We start from the raw sequence: 18616 nt of genomic DNA, 5'->3' as shown, positions 1-18616 counted from the left end.
CGCATGGTGAGCGCTACCGATGCGGCTACGGCCCAGGCATGGCAGGCGGTCGGCGGGTCCGCGGACCTGGCCGCGAAGGTCTCCTACCGGGGCGCGGGGGAAGTGCTTCCGTCAGCGCTGCCGACGCGGGAGCTGGCCCGGGCCACGGTCGGGGCGTGCTCCTTGGCAGCGGCCGAGCTACTGGCCGCGCGGGCTGGTGGACCGGTGCCTGAGGTACGCGTCGACGAGGGCGCAGTGGCCACCGCCTTCATCAGCGAACGGCACCTGCTGGTAGACGGTCGCGCACCCACCCCCTTCGCGCCCCTGTCCGGGTTCTGGAAGGCCTCCGACGGGTGGGTGCGCACCCACGCCAACTATCCGCACCACCGGGCCCGGCTGCTGGCCGCGCTGGGGCTGGGCGACAGCACGGGCCCGGACCGGTTGGCCGAGGTGTTGGCCGCGCTCCCCGCACGCGAGATCCAGGAGAAGGTCTATGCCGCCGGCGGACTGGCGGTGGCCGTGGCCCCCGAACCCGGGCCCGGCGCGGACTCCGTCACGGCGGGACTCCCGCTGGCCGAGTCCGGGGAGTCCGGTGCGCACGGGGGCCGTCGGCTGCCTCCGGCCTCCCTGCCCGCCGCCGGGGTACGGGTCCTGGACCTGACCAGGGTCATCGCCGGTCCTGTCGCCACCCGGACACTCGCGTTCTTGGGCGCGGACGTGCTGCGTGTGGACTCACCCGGCCTCCCGGAGGACCCGGACAGCCACACCGACACCGGGCTGGGCAAGCGTTCCGCCCTCGTGGACCTGGGCTCGGCGGAGGGGCGGAGCATCTTCGAAGGGCTGCTCGACTCCGCCGACGTGGTGGTGACCGGGTACCGGCCCGGGGCCCTCGACCGCCACGGGCTCGCGGCAGAGGAACTGGTCGCCCGCCGTCCCGGTCTGGTCGTCGCCCAGTTGTGCGCGTGGGGGCGGTCGGGCCCCTGGGCCGGGCAGCGGGGGTTCGACAGTTTGGTGCAGGCGGCGAGCGGGATCGCGTCGATCGAGGCCGGGGCGGACGGCCGCCCCGGCGCCCTCCCTGCTCAGGCCCTGGACCACGGGACCGGCTACCTGCTGGCCGCGGGGGTCCTGCGGGCACTCACCGAGCGCCAGGCCGACGGCCACGGCCGTATCCTGCGTTTCTCGCTGGCCGGCACCGCCGACTGGCTGCTGCACGGCATCACCCCGCAACCGGTGGGGGAAGGCGCGTACGAAGCCGCCGCCTGGCTCACCGAGACTCCGTCCGCCTACGGGCGGTTGCGCCACGCGGTGTCGCCGGTCCGCTATGAGGGGGCTCCGGACGGCTGGTCCAGTCCCACCAGCCGTTGGGGATCCGACCCCGCCGCCTGGGCGTGACCGCGCCGGGGTACGGCGCAGTCCCGACCGTACGGGTACGGGCGCCCGGGGGAGCGCCCGGACGGGCTTCCGGTGCTGACGTGCGCTTCGGCTTCAGAGGCCCGGGACCGTGAACTCCTCTTCGGTGGCCAGGTCCCCGTCCAGGAACACCAACTCCTCCGGTGACTGGTGACCAAGCGGCAGGGTGGCGGCAAGGAGCCGGTCGTCGTGGGGTGAGGCACTGAGCGAGAGGTATTCGGTGCCGGTACCCGCCTCCTCCAGCCTCTCGCCCTCCCGGTCCCAGACAGTGAGGAAGCTCAGCGACCGGTCCGAGTCGGCCCCTGCCGCGTAGATCCTGTCGCCCCCGTCTCCGACGGCCACCTGGTGGAGGCGTGCGCCCGAGGCGATCGACCCCTCCCGGACGAAGAACTCCTCGGGTTCGTCGGCGGAGTACATGTCCCACAGCAGGACCGACTGGTACGTGCCGGTCACCAGGACGTCGTCGGCAACGGCCACGGGGGTGGCGAGGCCGTGGTCCGCTTCCCGGAGCTCCGGATAGGAGGGGTGAGCCTCCCCGGTGGCGGCGTCCCACACCGCCAGCCCCGTGCGCATCGTGGCGAACAGCAGTGTGCCGTCCGGTGAGGTCACCAGGCCGTTCACCCTTCCGACCTCACCCCTCTCGTTCTCAGGGAGGGGGGCACGGTACAGCTCCTCACCGGTACGGGAGTAGGCGATCACCGCATCCTCTGTGGAGTGGCTCGCGAAGAACAGAGTCTGGCCGTCGGGGGAGAGCGCCACCTCTCCGCTGCTGTAGGTCTCCTCCGGCAGTTCGAAGGAGTAGTGCTCGGACGAGTCCAGGTCCCAGAGGTGCACCTCTGCCTCGTCCTCGTAGGCCTCCGGTGCTGAGACGGCGGCCAGCACGGAGCCTTCGGGGTTCGTGACCAAGCGGGAGTCCTCGAACAGGGCGCCGTCGTCCTCCGGGGTGAGCTGCTCCAACGCCGCCGGACTGTCTGCCTCGAAGATGCCCGGACCGCTCTCGAAGAGGACCGCGAAACGGTCGCCGTCACCCAGGAAGACGGTGTCCGTGATCTCCGGTTCGGGATCGTCGGGCGAGGGACTCGGCGAGGGGGAGGTTGTGGGCGAAGGCGAGGATTCGGGCGAGGGCGTGCTCTCGGTATCGGCCAGGCTGTCGGGTTCCGGGCCGGCGCTGGAGGCCCCGTCATCCACATACGCCAGGGCCAGTGCGGACACCAAGAACAGGGCGACGGCCGCCGCGGCCCACGGCCACTTCCTCTGTGGTTCCGAGGGCTGGGAATAGCGGTCCGGAGTGCTCCAGTCGAGGGCCGGAACCGGAGGCCGCTTGGGCTACAGGGCTTCGGACCCCACCGCGTGTTGGGGTGCGGTGTCCTTCGCCTCCCGTGGTTCCGGCGCGGGACCGGGGGCCTCGGCAGCTGCGGGCCCTCCGGTGGGGACGGGCTCGTCGGCCGGAGCAGTCGCCTCTTCCGGCGCGGGTTCCTCCGTCCGGGCAGACTCCTCATCCGGGGCGTCGGCCGGGGTGATCCGGGTCGCGGCCATCGTGCGCAGGAGCTTGGTGGCCACCGCCTGCGGCAGCCACTCGGTGGTTCCCTCCCCGTCCACCGGCAGCGCCGTTCCGGTCAGTTCGGCCGACACCGCCGCAAGGTCGGGGCGCTCGTGCGGGTCCTTGGCCAGGCAGGCGGTGACCAGGGGGAGCAGGCTGTCGGGGACCCCGCTCAGGTCGGGGCTCTCGTTGACCACCCGGTAGAGCAGGGCCGAAGCGTTGCCGGTGCCGAAGGGCTGGCGCCCGGTGGCGGCGAAGAGCAGCACGCCGCCGAAGGCGAACAGGTCGCTGCGCGGGCCCACGTGGGCCCCTGTGGCCTGCTCGGGAGACATGTACCCGGGGGTGCCGAGGGTCTGCCCGGTGCGGGTGAGCGCGGTGGCGTCGGCGGCACGGGCGATACCGAAGTCGATGACCTGGGGGCCGCGCGGGGACAGCAGGACGTTGGAGGGTTTGAGGTCGCGGTGGATGAGCCCGACCCCGTGAATGGCGGACAGCGCCTCGGCGAGCCCCGCGCCCAGGGCGCGCAGGGAGTCCTCCGGGAAGACGCCGCTGTCTCGGACCGCGTCGTGCAGTTCGGGGCCGGGGACGTACTCGGTGGCCAGCCAGGGCTGTCGGCCCTCGGTGTCGGCGGCCAGGACCCGTGCTGTGTAGGGGCCCCGGACCCGGCGGGCGAGGTTCACCTCACTGGCGAAGCGCGCGCGGAACTCCCGGTCCCCGGCGTATTCGGGCCGGATGGCCTTCACTGCCGCCAGGTCGTCTGCTTGGCCGTCGGTCGCGACCGCGAGGAACACGACGCCCATGCCGCCCTCGCCGACACGGCGCAGCAGGTGGTAGCTCCCCAGCTCTCGGGGATCGTCGGGGTGCAGCGGTTCCAAAGGGGGCGTTTCCAGACAGAGGGCGGTCCACGGAGCAGCCTAGCGGTGGGGGTCCCGCCTTGCACCGTCCGGGGGCTGGTGGCGTTCTCCCTCTCCTCTGGTGGTTAGAAGGGGAGCGTGCCGGTCTGGAAGGTTGCCGCGCCTACTGTTTCCATCGCCTGGTTCCCCGAGAGCAGGGCCGTGCTCAGGGCCTGGGCTGGCCAGGCCCACCACCGGCGCGGGGCCCGGTGGCGGCCCCGGGAAGCGGAGGGGAACTCCGGAGAGGGCCCAGGCAGAGACTCGGGCGGGGGCTCGACGGCCTCCCGGGCTTCTTCGGCTTCCCGGGCCTGTTCGGCTTCCCGCTCGGCTCGTTCCCGCCGTTGGCGGGCGACCTCGACCCAGTGGGGGACGGCGCCGTGTTCGAGCATGTAGGCGACCTTCGGGTTGCCCTGCATCTGGCGCAGCAGCCGTTCCCGGCGGGCCTGGGGCGACTCGGGCAGGGCATTCGTCGGACGCGGGGCCGTCGGGCGGGGTTGGGTCCGGCGATGTTCGGCCCAGAGGGCGGAGCCGGGGCGGGAGAAGCGGTGGTCCCGGGGTGCGTTGAGCACCGGTCGCAGCCGGGTGTCGGTTGTGGTGGTCATCCTGGCCTTGCCTTCCGTTGGACAGCGCCGTCGGGGTGTGGCGGTGCTGGAGTACTCGGTCTGGGGCCGCGCGCCCGCCGGGTCCGGGAAGAGTTGCTGGGTGCCTCGGCGGGCGCGCGGGTTTCGAGGGTGTGCGGGTTCAGGCGGTGGGTGGCCTGGGGCCGCCGGGCTTGGTGGGGTTAACGCCCAGGTGGCGGAAGGCGAGTAGGCGCAGGAGCTGGGTTCGGGTGGGTGCGGTGATCTGCTCGAAGGGGTCGCCCTCGCCCGACCAGCCGAAGGGGCGCCGACCCACGTAGACCTCGTTGGGGGGTTGGCCCTCGACGGTCATGGTCCAGTGCCGGTAGAGCAGCGAGCACAGGACGTGCTCGGGGATGGGCAGCTCGCTCTCGCAGGTCGCGCTCTTGTGTACGGGAAGGCGCAGGCGCGCCCCGTCACTGCCGCTCTGGGCTGTTGTGGCTGTGCGGGGTGGCGGGACGGTGGAGGTGGGGTGGTCGGTGACGGCCTGGTCGATGAGCTGGGTGGCCAGCTCGGCGTCGCCTTCGGTGCGGGCGAGGCGCAGGGCGTCGCGGATGAGCGGGAGGCGGTTGCGCAGGGTGTGGGCGTGCCACTCGGAGAGCTGTTGCGCGGTGAGGTGTGCGGGGGCTCGGAGGGCGTCTTCGGCGGTGGTGAGCAGGTCTGCGGTGCAGGTGTCGAGCATCAGAGTGCCACCCCCGGCCGGCGCAATCCCACCAGGACCGTGTGCAGGACATCGAGGGGTGCGGTGTCCAGGGGGCGCCGGGGTCCCGGGACCTGCGGCGGTCGGGGCGAACGCGGCGGCCCTGCCTCGGTGAGGGTTCGGGGAGCAGCGGCGTAGGTGCGTACACGCCCCGCGTTACGGGGGCGACGGCGGCTCAGCAGCTCAGCCGCGCGGTGGCGCACGTAGGCCAGCTCGGACAGGTTCAGGTATCGCGGCATAGCGCGGCTCCTGGTGCTCGGATGCCGCTGGATGAGAGCGGCTTGAATGAATGCCCTTCTATGATGAACTTCGGAATCTAATATTTGCAAGAGGATCACAGGAATCCGATACCAAGATTCCGAAAGATGACCGATTGAGAAGTTCTGCCATACGATCGGCACGTCTACCCCAGGGAGAGGCTTCATGACCAGGCGAATCAGCCCGACTGTCCGCAGGCGCCGTCTGTCTGCTGTGCTCCGCCAACTCCGCCACCAACACGGCAAGACCCTGGATGTGGTCACCGCCGACCTGGAATGGTCGCGTGGTCGGCTTGCGCACATGGAGGGCAACAAGTGGCTGCGCCCTGACTTGGGCAACATTCGCCAGCTCCTCGACTACTACGAGGTCAACGAGCCGACCGCACGAGAGGCGACCCTCAATCTCGCCCGCCAGTCCAGGGAACGCGGCTGGTGGACGAAGCAATACAAAGACGCGTTTGAATCCGGATCGCTGGTCGGGTTCGAGTCCGAGGCATCTGTAGTGTCGACCTGGCAACCCGTCGTCGTCCCCGGCCTGCTCCAGACTGAGGAGTACGCTGCGGCGAGCGCCCGTGCTGCACTAGCGCGCCCAGCTGCCGAGGTGGAGCGCATCGTCGAAGCGCGAATGGCACGGCAAGAAGTACTTGACGGGGAGCAGCCGCCAACCGTATGGGCCATTATCGACGAGTCCGTGCTGCATCGGCTGCCCAGTGAGGGCGGGGTAGCCCACCGACAGATCACCCGTCTCGTTGACTTCGCCGAGGACACGGACAACCAGATCACGGTCCAGGTGTTGCCCTTCACCGCCGGGCTGCACCCCGGGATCTCAGGACCGTTCGTCCTGCTTGATTTCCAGGACGAGTTGGATGCGCCGCTCGTGTTCCTGGAGTCCCGCACCGACGGGTTGTTCCTGGAGGAGCGGCCTGAGGTCAACGAGTACCGGCTCGTGTTTGATCACCTTCAGGTGACCGCGCAGTCCCAAGCGGACTCCCTCCGCTTGATGAAGAAGATGCTCACCGAGTAGGAAGTCACGACCATGCGTTCATCCACTGACCTGAAATTCCGTAAGTCCACCTACAGCAGCACTACCAGGGACTGTGTCGAGGTCGCCGACTTCGATGGAGGGTCGGCGGTACGCGACACGCAAAACCGGGAGGCCGGACACCTGTCCTTCAACTCCCAGGAGTGGGCAGCGCTGCTCCACAGCGCGCGCATCAATAGGTAGGTCGTACAACGGATGAGGGCCCCGACCGCTGGATTTACCGCGGTCGGGACCCTCTGCATTCATCCAAGCACCACTGTACCCGGGCGCTGTCCGGTCGGGAAGTAGGCTTCTCCGCTGTACTTCTGGCTGCAGGTGTCCATGACCAAGGGGGAGCCCCCGTCTAGCCGCGGGACTCCGCGGCTGCGATGCCCGCGCGGCAGGCGCGGGCCACGGAACGGTGGTTGGAGAAGCGTTCGAGCAGCCCGTAGGGCGACAGCGGCCCGGAGGGGGCCTCGCCGACCGGTGCGCCCTCGACGTCGTTCACGATCAGGGACTCACCCGTGAGGCGGCCCGACCGGAACCAGCGCTCCCACCGTTCGAAGTCGGGGCTGTACTGGTGGGAGAAGGCGAACACCGCCTCCTCTGCGCCTTCCAGCAGTCCGCCGCCGCGGGACCACAGGCCGATGCTCTCCGCCGAACGGTCCGACCAGTCCTCGGCGGTGACCACGTCGACCACCGGGCGCCCAGAACGGTCGCGGACCAGCAGGGCGTCCGTGGCGCGCGTACGCGGGTGGAGTTCGCGTTCCTCCTCCACCGAGGTCAGGGACACGAGCACCCGGGGCACCCACCACCAGTTCTCCCTTCGGGCGATCAGGCTGTCCGCGCGCAGCCGCGTGGGCGGGTGCTTGATGGCCTCCTGCTCCACCAGGTGCTCCACGAACTCGGTCCCCTCGAGGTCCTCCACCACGTCCACGGGGCCCGACCCGGTGACCGCCGCCCGGCCGCCCGCGTCCTCGGCTGTCGCGCTGAAGGCCACCCGCAGGCCGCGGAGGGAGAGGGCGGTGTCGGCCATGGAGTAGGGGAGGGCGACGCACGGAGTGTCGCGCCACACGAGCGGAACCACGGGAATGCCCGAAGGCCCGGAAGGGGTGGTCCAGCTGAGTTCGGCGACAGTGGATCGCTGCCAAACCGTGATCAGGTCAGTCAAGGTCAGGCCTTATAAGTGAGGAATGACGCGTGTTAATTTCTGATGACTTTAACCCATCCTCCGAATCGGCTGCGACCTCCTGGGTGACGAGTACGGATGGGGTCGCCGTGTCGGCTCGGACCCGGAGCGTGAAAGGTAGGCCTCGGCCATGCCCGCAGCCCTAGTCCTACTCGCGTCGGTGGCGGTGTTTGCCCTTGGCTACCGTTACTATTCGCGATACTTGGCAGAGAAGGTGTACGCGCTTGAGCCGGGGTTCGTCACCCCCGCGCACACCTACAAGGACGGCGTCGATTTCGTTCCGACCAATCGGCACATCGTCTTCAGCCACCACTTCATCTCCGTGGCGGGGGCAGCCCCCATCGTCGGTCCCGCCGTCGCGGTGTTCTGGGGCTGGGGGCCCGCCCTCGCCTGGGTCCTCCTAGGAACGGTCTTCGCGGCTGGCGTGCACGACTTCGGTGCCCTGGTGGTGTCGGTCCGCCACAAGGCGCGGAGCATCGGCACCCTGGCAGGGGAGGTCATCAGCAAGCGTGCCCGGACGCTGTTCCTGGTGATCATCTTCTTCCTGCTGACCATGGTCAACGCGGTGTTCGCCATCGTCATCGCCAACCTCTTCGTGGACTACGCCGAGGCCGTGCTACCGATCCTGGTGGCGATCCCGTTGGCCATCGCGGTCGGCCAGGTCGTCTACCGGCGCCGGACCGCCGCCCTGGTGCCGTCGGTCATCGCGCTGGCCCTGGTCTACGTGTGCATTCCGCTCGGTGTGATGTACCCGATCGACCTCACCGGATTCGCTGAGGCACTGGGGACGACCCCGGACATCATCTGGATCGTCCTGCTGTTCGTATACGCGTTCATCGCCTCCCGCCTCCCAGTGTGGATGCTGCTGCAGCCGCGCGACTACATCAACCTGCACCAGATGATGCTGGCCTTCGTGGTCATCTTCCTCGGCGTGATCGTCGGCTGGGACACCATCGTCGCCCCGGCGATCAACACCGACATCCCGGCGGACTCCCCGCCCTGGTTCCCGCTGCTGTTCGTCACCATCGCCTGTGGTGCGATCTCCGGTTTCCACAGTCTCGTGTCCTCGGGGACCACGGCGAAGCAGCTCGACAAGGAGACCGACGCCCGGATGGTCGGTTATCTGGGTGCAGCGGGTGAGGGCACCCTCGCGGTCTGCTCCATCCTCGCCTGCACCGCCGGTGTCGTGGCCGCCTCCGCCTCTCCACTGGTCGAGTGGAACGGCATCTACAGCGACTTCGGTTCCGCCTCTGCCGGGGCGACCGGCAACTTCGTCGAGGGTGTCGGCCAGTTCGCCGCCAACATCGGTGTCCCCTTGCAGGTCGGCGTCGTCTTCGCGGTGGTGGTCGTGGTCAGCTTCGCCGCTACCACCATGGACACCGGTGTGCGCCTCCAGCGCTACATCGTCCAGGAGATCGCCACGATCGTTGGGTTCCGCCCGCTGGCCCGCAACCTCACGATGGCCACCGTGATCGCTACCGCCGTCCCACTTGCCCTGGCGCTGGTCCCGGGCGACTTCGCCTTCGGTACCCTGTGGCAGCTGTTCGGTACCACCAACCAGCTCACCGCCGGGCTGGCGCTCGCGGTGGTCGCGGTGTGGGTGACCAAGCGCGGGCGCAACCCGGTCGCTGTCCTCGTCCCGCTGGTCTTCCTGCTGGTCATGACGTCCTGGGCTCTCATCGTCAACCTCATCGAGTTCGTGCAGTCGGACTCCCTGGTCGACCAGTTCCTGCTGGCCCCGCTGGACTTCGTCATCTTCGTCCTGGCGATCTGGCTGATCGTGGAGGCCACCCTCGCGCTCCGCAAGGCCTGGGGCTCCCGAGGTGAAGCCGCAACCGCCGACACGGAGGGTGAAGGCGCCGAAGCCGATGAGGCCGCCACCGACAGCTCCGACCCGAAGGAGAAGTAGAACGTGAACCTGCTGGGTGCGCTCTCCCGCGCGCATGACGCGTGGAAGCGTCTGGAGGCCTTCCACGACGAGGTCTTCACCGCCAAGTGGCGGCAGGAGATCCGCCGGGAGGCACGCACCCAGGAGGACACACTGCGGGCCCTTCTCCTCCTGGAGACGCTGGGAGTGGAGGGGCCCGTGTCCTATGAGACCCTCGACCTGATCCCCTACATGGTTTTTGACCTGCACGAATGGCACCAGAGGATGGGGCGCGACGACTTCGGTGGGCCGGGAGTGTGCTGTTGAGGTTCGGCAGGCGGCGCGGGGAGCGCGCCAAGCACCGGGACGGGCACCGGAGCGGCGCCGAGCAGGGCCGACCCGCCAAGGACGCCCCCATCGTGTTCTTCGGCGGCAAGGGCGGGGTCGGAAAGACCACCATGGCCGCTGCGCACGCCATCCGCCTCGCTGACGAGGGACTGCGCACCCTGCTCGTGTCCACCGACCCCGCACATTCCCTCGGTGACGTGCTCGCCCTGCCCCTCGGCGACCGCCCGGTCCGCGTGACCGACCATCTGTGGGCCCGCGAGCCCGACGCGGACGCTGCTCTGCGCCGCCGTGTCCGGCAGATCGCCGATGACGCCAGTACCGCCCTGCCCCAGGAGATCCTGCCCGCCGTGACCCGGCACCTGGACCACGCCGCGGCCGGCCCCGGTATGGCGGAGTCGGCCCTGGCCGACCTGCTCATGGACGCTATGGCGGAGGTACCCGGCCAGTGGGACCGGCTGGTGGTCGACAGCGCCCCGACCGGCCACCTCCTCCGTCTGCTCGACCTGCCCGAACTGCTCACCCCGTGGGTCCAGGGACTGGTCCGCCAACGCGAACGCGCCGTCGACGCCGACCGGTTCGCCGTGGGAGTGGCCGGGGGCGAAACCGACGGTGCCCCGGACGACCCCCTCCTGGACAAACTGCACGCCCGCCGCCGCAAGCTCGAACGCGCGGCCGAGCGACTGCGCGAGGATGCCGAGGTCAGGCTCGTCCTGGTGCCGCGCCGGATGGTCCTGGCCGAGACCGACCGCGCCGCGGCCCAGCTCGCCAGGACCGGCTTCCGCTTGGGCACGGTGGTGGTCAACCAGGTCCCCCCGGAGGCCGACCCCGAGATGCTGAAGACTGTCCGGGAGCGCTTCGCCCCCTACGGCACCGTCGAACTCGACCTGGTGGACGACGAACCCATCGGACCCGACGCCCTGCGCGCCCTAGCCGCCCGCATCGGCTGATCCTGGCGCCCGCACCGGCTCGCCGGACCAGGGCTTTTACCGGGCCCGGCCGGAGGCCCTGGAGGCGCCGCCGTGCGTGCCGCATGCGGTCGCTTTCCAAGCGCGTCGGCACGTGTTCTCATGGAGTGACGCAGTTCACATCAGCCTTCGGGGGAGAGACATGCGTGCCGTACGGGTCCACGAGTACAACCAGCGGCCGTCCATCGACGAGGTGCCCGACCCGAAGGTCACCGGACCGCTGGACGTGCTGGTCGAGGTGAACGCCGGCGGAGTGTGCCGCACCGATCTCCACATCGTCGAGGGGCAGTGGGCCGAGAAGAGCGGCGTCGAGCTGCCGTACGTCATCGGCCACGAGAACGCGGGAACCGTGCTGGAGACCGGCGCCGCGGTGACCAACGTCAGCCCCGGGGACAAGGTGATCCTGCACCCGCTGGTCACCTGCGGCCTGTGCCTGGCCTGCCGGTCCGGCGACGACGTGCACTGCGAGGACTCCTCGTTCCCCGGCATCAACGCCGACGGCGGCATGGCCGAATACCTGCTCACCAACGCCCGTGCCTGCGTCAAGCTCGACCCCGGGCTCGCACCCGCCGAGGTCGCCGCGCTGGCCGACGCCGGACTCACCGCCTACCACGCCGTACGCAAGGCGGTCCCAATGCTGCCACCGGGCTCGTACGCGGTCCTCATCGGTGCCGGCGGACTCGGCCACATCGGCCTGCAGTCGCTCCTGGCCATGACGGCAGCCGAGACGGTCGTCGTGGACCGCTCGCCCGAGGCGCTGCGGCTCGCCGGAGACCTGGGCGCCCACCACACTGTGGCCGCCGACGGCACGCAGGTGCAGACCGTCCTGGACGCCACCGGCGGCCGGGGCGCCGAGGTGGTCCTCGACTTCGTCGGTGAGGGCGGCACCGAGAGCGAGGGGTTGGCGATGACCCGGAACGCCGGAAGCTACTTCTCCATCGGCTACGGCGGGGTGGTCGACATCCCCACCATCGACATCATCTCCAGGGAGATCAACGTCATCGGCAACCTCGTCGGCTCCTACACCGACCTGGTGGAGCTGATGGTCCTCGCCGCGAAGGGGAGCGTCCGTCTGCGGACGGAGACCTATCCCCTGGACGCGGCCATCGAGGCCCTCACCGACCTGGACGAGGGACGCATACCGGGCGGGCGCGCCATCCTCGAGCCCGTCAAACGCTGAGGTGTTCGGGGCGGGCCTGCGGGCCCGCACAACCGCGGGGGGAACGAGATGTACGAGAAGGACGGGGAACGCTACTTCATCGTCGACGGGCACATCCACTTCTGGGACGGCAGGCCCGAGAACCAGGCCAACCGCTACGGCGAGGGCTTCATCAACTGCTTCTACGACTACCACCGCAACCTCAGCCCCGAGAGCGAGGTGTGGGACCTGGAGCACTTCCAGCGCCAGAGCGAAGAGGACATACTGCACGACCTGTTCGAGGTCGGCTATGTGGACAAGGCCGTCTTCCAGCCCACCTACCTCACCGACTTCTTCGTCAACGGCTTCAACACGACTGAGCAAGACGGGGTGCTGGCCGAGAAGCACCCGGACAAGTTCATCGTCAACGGTTCGTTCGATCCGCGCGACGGGGAGCCGGGCCTGGCCGAGCTGGAGCGGCTGGCCGAACGGTGGCAGCTCAAGGGAGTCAAGCTCTACACCGCCGAGTGGAAGGGCGAGTCCAAGGGCTGGAAGCTGTCCGACCCCTGGTCCTACCGCTACCTGGAGAAGTGCCGGGAACTGGGCATCCGCAACATCCACGTGCACAAGGGCCCCACCATCTACCCGCTCAACCGGGACGCCTTCGACGTGGCCGACGTCGACGACGTTGCCACGGCCTTCCCCGACCTCAACTTCATCGTCGAGCACGTCGGACTGCCGAGGCTGGAGGACTTCTGCTGGATCGCCACCCAGGAGCCCAACGTGTACGGCGGGCTGGCGGTGGCGATGCCCTTCATCCACACGCGGCCGCGCTACTTCGCCCAGATCATCGGGGAACTCCTCTACTGGCTGGACGAGAACCGCGTCACCTTCGCCAGCGACTACGCGATCTGGACGCCGAAGTGGCTGGTCGAGGCGTTCGCGGACTTCCAGATCCCCGAGGACATGCAGGGCGAGTACGGGGAGCTCACGGCGGACGTCAAGCGCAAGATCCTCGGGCTCAACCTGGCCCGCCTCTACGGCATCGAGGTGCCGTCCGGGCTCGGTCTGTCCGTGCCGGAACAGCGCGACACCTCACCGGTGGTGGCCGCCACCAAGAACGAGGAGGCGGTGTCAGGATGACACGCACACGCGCGCGGCCCCCGGTGTCGGCCGCCGCGGTGCGGCGCGCTTTGGACACGGTACGCGATCCGGAACTGGACGAACCCGTCACCGACCTGGGGTTCGTGTGCGATACCGGGGTGGACGAGGACGGGACGGTCACCGTCGACCTGCGGCTGCCGACCTACTTCTGCGCACCCAACTTCGCGTTCCTCATGGTCGCCGACGCCGACGACGCCCTGCGAGCCCTGCCGGGCGTCGCGGGGGTCCGGGTGCGGTTGCTCGACCATTTCGCGTCCGAGGAGATCAACGCGGGTGTCGCCGCGGGCCACGGCTTCGACGCGTCCTTCCCGGAGCTGGCCGAGGGCGAGCTCGAGGAGCTGCGCCGGACCTTCCGGCGCAAGGCCCACGAGGCCGGCCAGGAACTGGTCGCCAGCACACTCCTGGCGGGCGGTGCCGACCACGCGGAGCTCCTGAGTCTGCGCCTGGGGGACCTGGGCGACCGGGTGCCCGCGTCCGACCTGGGGCGGCTGCGCCGCCGCCGTGCGGACCTCGGCCTGCCCTCGGGTGTCACGGCCCCGCTGCTGGTCGACGAGTCTGGCGCCGCGCTCACCGAAGAGGAGCTTCCGATCAGGCTGCGTCTGGCCCGGACCACCCGCATCAGCATCGAGGGCAACGCGGGCTGGTGCCGCGGCCTGCTGCGCACCCGCTACGGGGAGGAGGGGCGGAGTTCACCGGGCTGACCCGACGGCGTTTCCCGTGGCATCATCGTGGGCCGTCGTCAGGTGAGGGGACCCGCGTGAACGCAGCCGCCGCAGCGAACCCGCTCGAAGCCCTGTCACTCAACGAACTGCGCCAGCGCACCAGCATGAAGTGGCGCGCCTACGGCGAGGACGTGCTCCCGCTGTGGGTGGCCGAAATGGACGTGCCGTTGGCCGCCCCGATCGCCGGCGCCCTGCGCCGTGCCGTCGACATCGGCGACACCGGCTATCCGGCCGGGGACGAGTACGCGCGCGCCGTCGCCGGCTTCGCCGAACGCCGGTGGGGTTGGGCCGACTTCCCGACCGAGCACACCAGGATCGTGCCCGACGTCATGATGGGCATCGTCGAGGTGCTCCGGCTGGTCGCTGAGCCAGGGGACCCGGTGATCGTCAACGCCCCGGTCTATCCGCCGTTCTACGCGTTCGCCACCCACGCCGACCGCCAGATCGTCGAGTCGCCGCTCACGGCGGACGGACGCGTCGACCTCGAAGACCTCGACAGGGCCTTCGGCCGGGCGCGCGCCGCAAGCCCTCGGGCGGTGTACCTGCTCAGCAACCCGCACAACCCCACGGGCGCCGTGCACACCCGGGCAGAACTGCGGTCCGTCGCCGAGCTGGCGGGACGGTACGGCGTGCGGGTGGTCTCCGACGAGATCCACGCCCCGCTGGTGCTCGCCGGCGCCGCATTCACCCCCTACCTGACCGTCGCCGGATCCGAGGACGCGTTCTCGCTGACATCCGCCTCGAAGGCCTGGAACCTGGCGGGGCTCAAGGCCGCGCTGGCCGTGAGCGGCCCCGAGGCCGCCGCGGACCTGGCCCGGATGCCCGAAGAGGTCGGCCACGGCCCAGCCATCTCGGGATCATCGCCCACACAGCGGCCTTCCGCGACTCCCAGGAGTGGTTGGACGCTCTACTCCGGGGCCTGGACGCCAACCGGACACTGCTTACGCGCTTGATCGACGAGCACCTGCCCCAGGTCGGCCACCTGCGCCCCGAAGGCACCTACCTCGCCTGGCTCGACTGCCGGGCCCTGGACCCGGACTCCGCCGCGTCGGCTGACGGGCCGGGAGTGGTCACCGAACTCGCGGGGCCCGCGCGCATGTTCCTCGACCGGGCCCGGGTTGCGCTCAGCTCCGGTCACACCTTCGGCAGCGGGGGAGCAGGGCACGTCCGCGTCAACTTCGCCACCTCGCAGGCGGTGCTCACCGAAGCCGTCACCCGGATGGGCCGCGCCGCTGAGCAGGAGACAGCCCGCGCGCGCCGCTGAACAGGAGACCGCCTGCGCGCCGCTGAACGGGTGCCCCGGACGTTGAACGGGCCGCCCCGGACGCCAACACTGTTGTCTTTGGGCGTTGGTGGTTGCCCTGGGGGTCGGGGTTGTGTCGGTGTTTGTCCCTGGTTGTCCCTGGTTGTCCCTGGTTGGGGGTGCTGGTGTCCTCTTTGGGCTGGGGTTCCCTCCTTTCCCGCCGCCCGATTGTGGCCGTCTCCGCTGCGCGCCTCAAGGTCGTCGCCATCGAGCGCTTCGCGCGTCATTGGCGCTCCACCTTGACCCGCTTCGCTACGACGGCAGGTTGGCGGCTATCGCGAAAGGGGGCCGGGTGGTTGAGGTCTGCGCGGCCCCGGCCTTCGGCCGGGAACTGCCCCGGCCGTGGTCGGCCGGGTTCCTGCCCGTCCGCCTGGTTGTGTCGGCAGGCGCGTCGCAATCCAGTGGCGGGTGGGCGACGAAGGGCCCGATCAGGCTGGGCGGGTGGCCGGGCGCGTCCCACCGGGCTTGCGGCTCGGCGGGGGGCCGGGGTGGGGACCCGGTTGGGTGGGGGGTGGTGCCGGTGGACCGGTCAGTGGTGGGTTCCAGAGCATCGAACCCCCGTGCTGGAAGCATGTTGGGCGCCGAGTGTGCTTCTGAGAGGGGGTTCACTGGCTCCGCGTGCTGCTGAGCGGGGGTTTCACCGCCCCGGGTGCCTCCCAGCGGGGGTAGCGGGCGCCCCGGGCGACCCCGGTGTCCGAAACCGGCCCAGTACTGGTGTCCGCTGCGTCCGAAACCGGTTCATTCCCGATGACCTTGCCCCCAGTTCCACCCTCGGCAGTCGAGGGTGGAGACAGGGGCAAGATCAACTTCGAAAAGGGGGCCCACCCCTGACCGAAAGCCCGGTGGGACGCGCTTCGCCATGCGCCCGGCCTGTTCGGGTCCTTCGTCGCTTGCTGGTCACTGGATTGCGACGCGCTGGCCGATCAAGCCAGGCGGACGGGCAGGCATCCGGCCGGCCACGGCCGGACCGGGCGAAGCCCGGCCCTTCGGGCCGCAGGCCCGGGGCCCGAAGGGCCCCCTTGGCGGCCCCGACCACACGTCCCCGTTTCCTGACTGCCGCCGACCCGCCGTCGCAGCGAAGCGGGTCAAGGTGGAGCGCCCTTCGATAGCGCGCCAGCGCTTCGACGGCGACGACCTTGAGGCGCGCAGCGGAGACGGCCACCATCAAGAGGCAGGAAACGGGGAAACTACCTGCACCCAACAGCAAACCGCCGTCCACGGGCCGCCGTCCACGGGCCGCCGTCCACGGGCCGCCGTCCACGGGCCGCCGTCCACGGGCCGCCGTCCACGGGCCGCCGTCCACGGGCCGCCGTCCACGGGCCCCACGCTGAACCCCAAGCCCGCGCTGAACCCCAAGCCCGCGCGGACAGGAGCACACTCCAGGTACACACCCCAAGGGCAGGGGATCCCATCACCCTGTGTCAGCAGGCCCTAAGACAACGTTGTTGGCCCAGGGCGCCGGTACCGCTGGGCTGCGTTCGTTCGGGCTGCGCTCGTTCAATGAGCGGTCCGTTTTGCAGACAAGGCACCGCGGATCTTCTGGCTGGTCCGTAAGGGAAATCCCGTGGCCGTCAGGGAACATGCGTGGGATTCTCGCGATCGCGACATCACCCCCATAAGCGGGTGAACCGTCCGATTTTTTCGGTGGCATCGGGGGGATTTGCCGCGTTCGTCGAAGGCGTGTCCGGTATGCGCTGTACGCGCTCGCCCTGCCCCGGTTATACCGGGCTGGGCTGCGGGTACGTCTGAACGAATATCTCATTTTCTGCCTCTGTTGAATGATTTCCATTTCTATTGTGCGCACCCCGGGCGTGTGGTCTCTTTGGGGAGGTGGCATTCGGCGCCCATGGAATGCATTCCACGGGTGCCGTGCCGGATTTCTTGATTGCGTTCGGAAACGGTGGTGTTTTCTGTGACGGAGACGGTTGAGTCGAACCCCGCGCCGGGGGGCGATCAGCAGCTGAGTCTGGGGACGTCGGCGGCGCGGAATTTGGCGACGACGACGAAGTCGTCCCCGCAGATGCAGGGGGTGACGTCGCGGTGGCTGTTGCGGATGCTGCCGTGGGTGGAGGCGCGTGGCGGGGTGTTCCGGGTGAACCGTCGCCTGGTGTACACGGTGGGCGATGGCCGTGTGACGTGTGTGAATACCGGTGCTGAGGTGAGTGTGGTGCCGGGGGAGTTGCGGGAGTTTCCGGCTCTGCGGGGGTTCGGTGACGACGCGGTGTTGGAGGCGTTGGCCGACCGGTTCGAGCAGCGCGAGTTCCAGCCGGGCGAGGTCGTCGTGGAGGCCGGTCAGCCCGTGGACGGGGTGTACGTCCTGGCCCACGGCAAGGTGAACAGGGTCGGGCGGGGCAAGTACGGAGACGCCATCGTCCTGGACGTCCTGGCCGGCGGCAGCCATTTCGGCGATGAAGTCCTCACCGGCTCCGAGGGCGCCTGGGAGTTCACCGCCAAAGCCGTCACCCGGTGCACGGTGCTCACGCTGCCCCAGCGGGCGATGGCCGAGCTGATCGACCGATCGGAGTCCCTGCGCGCGCACATCCAGGAGGAGCTCACCGACCGCGGCGCCCGGAACGACCACGGTGAAGCGGATATCGGGATGTCGGCGGGGCACGCCGGCGAGCCGGCGCTGCCGGGGACGTTCGTGGACTACGAGCGCGAGCCTCGGGAGTACGAGCTGAGTGTGGCCCAGACGGTGCTGCGCGTGCACTCCCGGGTGGCCGATCTGTACAACGAGCCGATGAACCAGGTGGAGCAGCAGCTCCGGCTGACCATCGAGGCGCTGCGCGAGCGCCAGGAGTACGAGATGGTCAACAACCGCGACTTCGGCCTACTGCACAACACCGCCCTCGAACAGCGGATCCAGCCCCGCACCGGTCCGCCCACCCCCGACGACCTCGACGAGCTCCTCGCCACGGTGTGGAAGGAGCCGGCCTTCATGCTGGCGCACCCGCGTACCATCGCCGCGTTCGGGCGGGAGTGCAGCCGCCGCGGCCTCTACCCGCAGAGCATCGACATGTCCGGCCACAAGGTCCCGGCCTGGCGGGGCGTGCCCCTCCTGCCCTGCAACAAGATCCCGGTCACCAGCGCACGCACCAGCTCGATCCTCATCATGAGGACCGGAGAGCAGAACCGGGGCGTGGTCGGCCTGCACCAGACCGGCATCCCCGACGAGTACCAGCCGGGGCTCTCCGTGCGCTTCATGGGTATCAACGAGCAGGCCATCATCTCCTACCTCGTCAGTACCTACTACTCCGCGGCCCCCCTGGTGCCCGACGCCCTGGGTGTCCTGGAGGACGTCGAACTCGGCAGGGAGGACTAAGGCCCTGGGCCCCTAGGCCCTAGGCCTCCTCTCGCCCCACCCCCCGAGCGGCCCCAGTCCCGAGCGGCCTCAGCCCCGAGCGGGCCGAGCCCCCAAACAGCCGTCGAAGGGCCGCCACCCCCATGGCGGCCCGCACGGGGCCGCCGGTGCCGGGCGGGCAGTTCCAGACCGACAGCACCGA

The 18616-nt window shown here is 69.9% G+C and carries 18 protein-coding genes; 12 read left to right on the top strand and 6 right to left on the bottom strand.

Going from position 1 to position 18616, the window contains the following annotated elements; genetic code table 11:
• Positions 1-3: 3 nt before the first annotated feature.
• Entirely contained in the window at positions 4-1371 is a 1368-nt protein-coding gene (locus ACYVDG_RS15195; RefSeq protein ID WP_460751881.1) for a CoA transferase, read from the top strand.
• Positions 1372-1464: 93 nt separating this feature from the next.
• On the opposite strand, the gene ACYVDG_RS15190 is transcribed toward ACYVDG_RS15195, so the two are convergent.
• The 5 genes from ACYVDG_RS15190 to ACYVDG_RS15170 form a co-directional block, all read right to left on the bottom strand.
• Positions 1465-2601 (bottom strand): WD40 repeat domain-containing protein, encoded by a 1137-nt coding sequence (locus tag ACYVDG_RS15190; RefSeq protein WP_460751877.1) that lies wholly within the window; start codon positions 2599-2601, stop codon positions 1465-1467.
• 114 nt (positions 2602-2715) lie between these two features.
• On the bottom strand, positions 2716-3804 hold the full coding sequence (locus tag ACYVDG_RS15185; RefSeq protein WP_460751874.1) for a serine/threonine-protein kinase: 1089 nt from the start codon (positions 3802-3804) through the stop codon (positions 2716-2718).
• Between the two features lie 104 nt (positions 3805-3908).
• The gene (locus tag ACYVDG_RS15180) at positions 3909-4424 is read right to left on the bottom strand and encodes a hypothetical protein (protein ID WP_460751871.1); all 516 of its coding nucleotides are present in this window, start codon (positions 4422-4424) and stop codon (positions 3909-3911) included.
• Between the two features lie 139 nt (positions 4425-4563).
• Positions 4564-5121 carry a hypothetical protein gene (locus tag ACYVDG_RS15175; RefSeq protein WP_460751868.1) on the bottom strand — a complete coding sequence of 186 codons (558 nt, stop codon included), beginning with the start codon at positions 5119-5121 and terminating at the stop codon, positions 4564-4566.
• A complete protein-coding gene (locus ACYVDG_RS15170; protein WP_460751865.1) occupies positions 5121-5378 on the bottom strand; it encodes a hypothetical protein in 258 nt (85 codons plus the stop codon). Before ACYVDG_RS15170 ends, ACYVDG_RS15175 begins: the two co-directional genes overlap by 1 nt.
• A 184-nt stretch (positions 5379-5562) precedes the next feature.
• Here ACYVDG_RS15170 and ACYVDG_RS15165 point away from each other — a divergent pair, with 184 nt between their 5' ends.
• Together ACYVDG_RS15165 and ACYVDG_RS15160 are read left to right on the top strand one after the other, a co-directional pair.
• Complete coding sequence (locus ACYVDG_RS15165) at positions 5563-6420, top strand: helix-turn-helix domain-containing protein (RefSeq protein ID WP_460751862.1); 858 nt, start codon at positions 5563-5565, stop codon at positions 6418-6420.
• 12 nt (positions 6421-6432) lie between these two features.
• Positions 6433-6621 (top strand): DUF397 domain-containing protein, encoded by a 189-nt coding sequence (locus ACYVDG_RS15160; RefSeq protein ID WP_460751858.1) that lies wholly within the window; start codon positions 6433-6435, stop codon positions 6619-6621.
• A 160-nt stretch (positions 6622-6781) separates the two neighbouring features.
• Here ACYVDG_RS15160 and ACYVDG_RS15155 read toward each other — a convergent pair whose 3' ends face one another.
• Positions 6782-7588 carry a hypothetical protein gene (locus tag ACYVDG_RS15155; protein WP_460751855.1) on the bottom strand — a complete coding sequence of 269 codons (807 nt, stop codon included), beginning with the start codon at positions 7586-7588 and terminating at the stop codon, positions 6782-6784.
• Between the two features lie 148 nt (positions 7589-7736).
• Here ACYVDG_RS15155 and ACYVDG_RS15150 point away from each other — a divergent pair, with 148 nt between their 5' ends.
• The 9 genes from ACYVDG_RS15150 (at position 7737) to ACYVDG_RS15110 (ending at position 18435) form a co-directional block, all read left to right on the top strand.
• The gene (locus ACYVDG_RS15150; protein WP_460751852.1) at positions 7737-9515 is read left to right on the top strand and encodes a carbon starvation CstA family protein; all 1779 of its coding nucleotides are present in this window, start codon (positions 7737-7739) and stop codon (positions 9513-9515) included.
• 3 nt (positions 9516-9518) lie between these two features.
• On the top strand, positions 9519-9800 hold the full coding sequence (locus tag ACYVDG_RS15145; protein ID WP_460751849.1) for a cory-CC-star protein: 282 nt from the start codon (positions 9519-9521) through the stop codon (positions 9798-9800).
• Entirely contained in the window at positions 9791-10768 is a 978-nt protein-coding gene (locus tag ACYVDG_RS15140; RefSeq protein WP_460751847.1) for an ArsA family ATPase, read from the top strand. Before ACYVDG_RS15145 ends, ACYVDG_RS15140 begins: the two co-directional genes overlap by 10 nt.
• Positions 10769-10928: 160 nt before the next feature.
• Entirely contained in the window at positions 10929-11966 is a 1038-nt protein-coding gene (locus ACYVDG_RS15135) for an NAD(P)-dependent alcohol dehydrogenase (protein WP_460751844.1), read from the top strand.
• A 48-nt stretch (positions 11967-12014) separates the two neighbouring features.
• Positions 12015-13067 (top strand): amidohydrolase family protein, encoded by a 1053-nt coding sequence (locus tag ACYVDG_RS15130; protein ID WP_460751841.1) that lies wholly within the window; start codon positions 12015-12017, stop codon positions 13065-13067.
• Entirely contained in the window at positions 13064-13789 is a 726-nt protein-coding gene (locus tag ACYVDG_RS15125; RefSeq protein ID WP_460751838.1) for a metal-sulfur cluster assembly factor, read from the top strand. The genes ACYVDG_RS15130 and ACYVDG_RS15125 overlap by 4 nt, the downstream gene beginning before the upstream one ends.
• Positions 13790-13845: 56 nt before the next feature.
• On the top strand, positions 13846-14763 hold the full coding sequence (locus ACYVDG_RS15120) for an aminotransferase class I/II-fold pyridoxal phosphate-dependent enzyme (RefSeq protein WP_460751835.1): 918 nt from the start codon (positions 13846-13848) through the stop codon (positions 14761-14763).
• Positions 14760-15074, top strand: coding sequence for a hypothetical protein (locus ACYVDG_RS15115; protein WP_460751830.1), 315 nt, complete (start codon positions 14760-14762; stop codon positions 15072-15074). The genes ACYVDG_RS15120 and ACYVDG_RS15115 overlap by 4 nt, the downstream gene beginning before the upstream one ends.
• Positions 15075-17025: 1951 nt before the next feature.
• Complete coding sequence (locus ACYVDG_RS15110; RefSeq protein WP_460751825.1) at positions 17026-18435, top strand: family 2B encapsulin nanocompartment shell protein; 1410 nt, start codon at positions 17026-17028, stop codon at positions 18433-18435.
• Positions 18436-18616: the final 181 nt, after the last annotated feature.

The organism is Nocardiopsis oceani, assembly GCF_054777395.1.
This window is presented reverse-complemented; position numbering and strand designations above follow the sequence as displayed.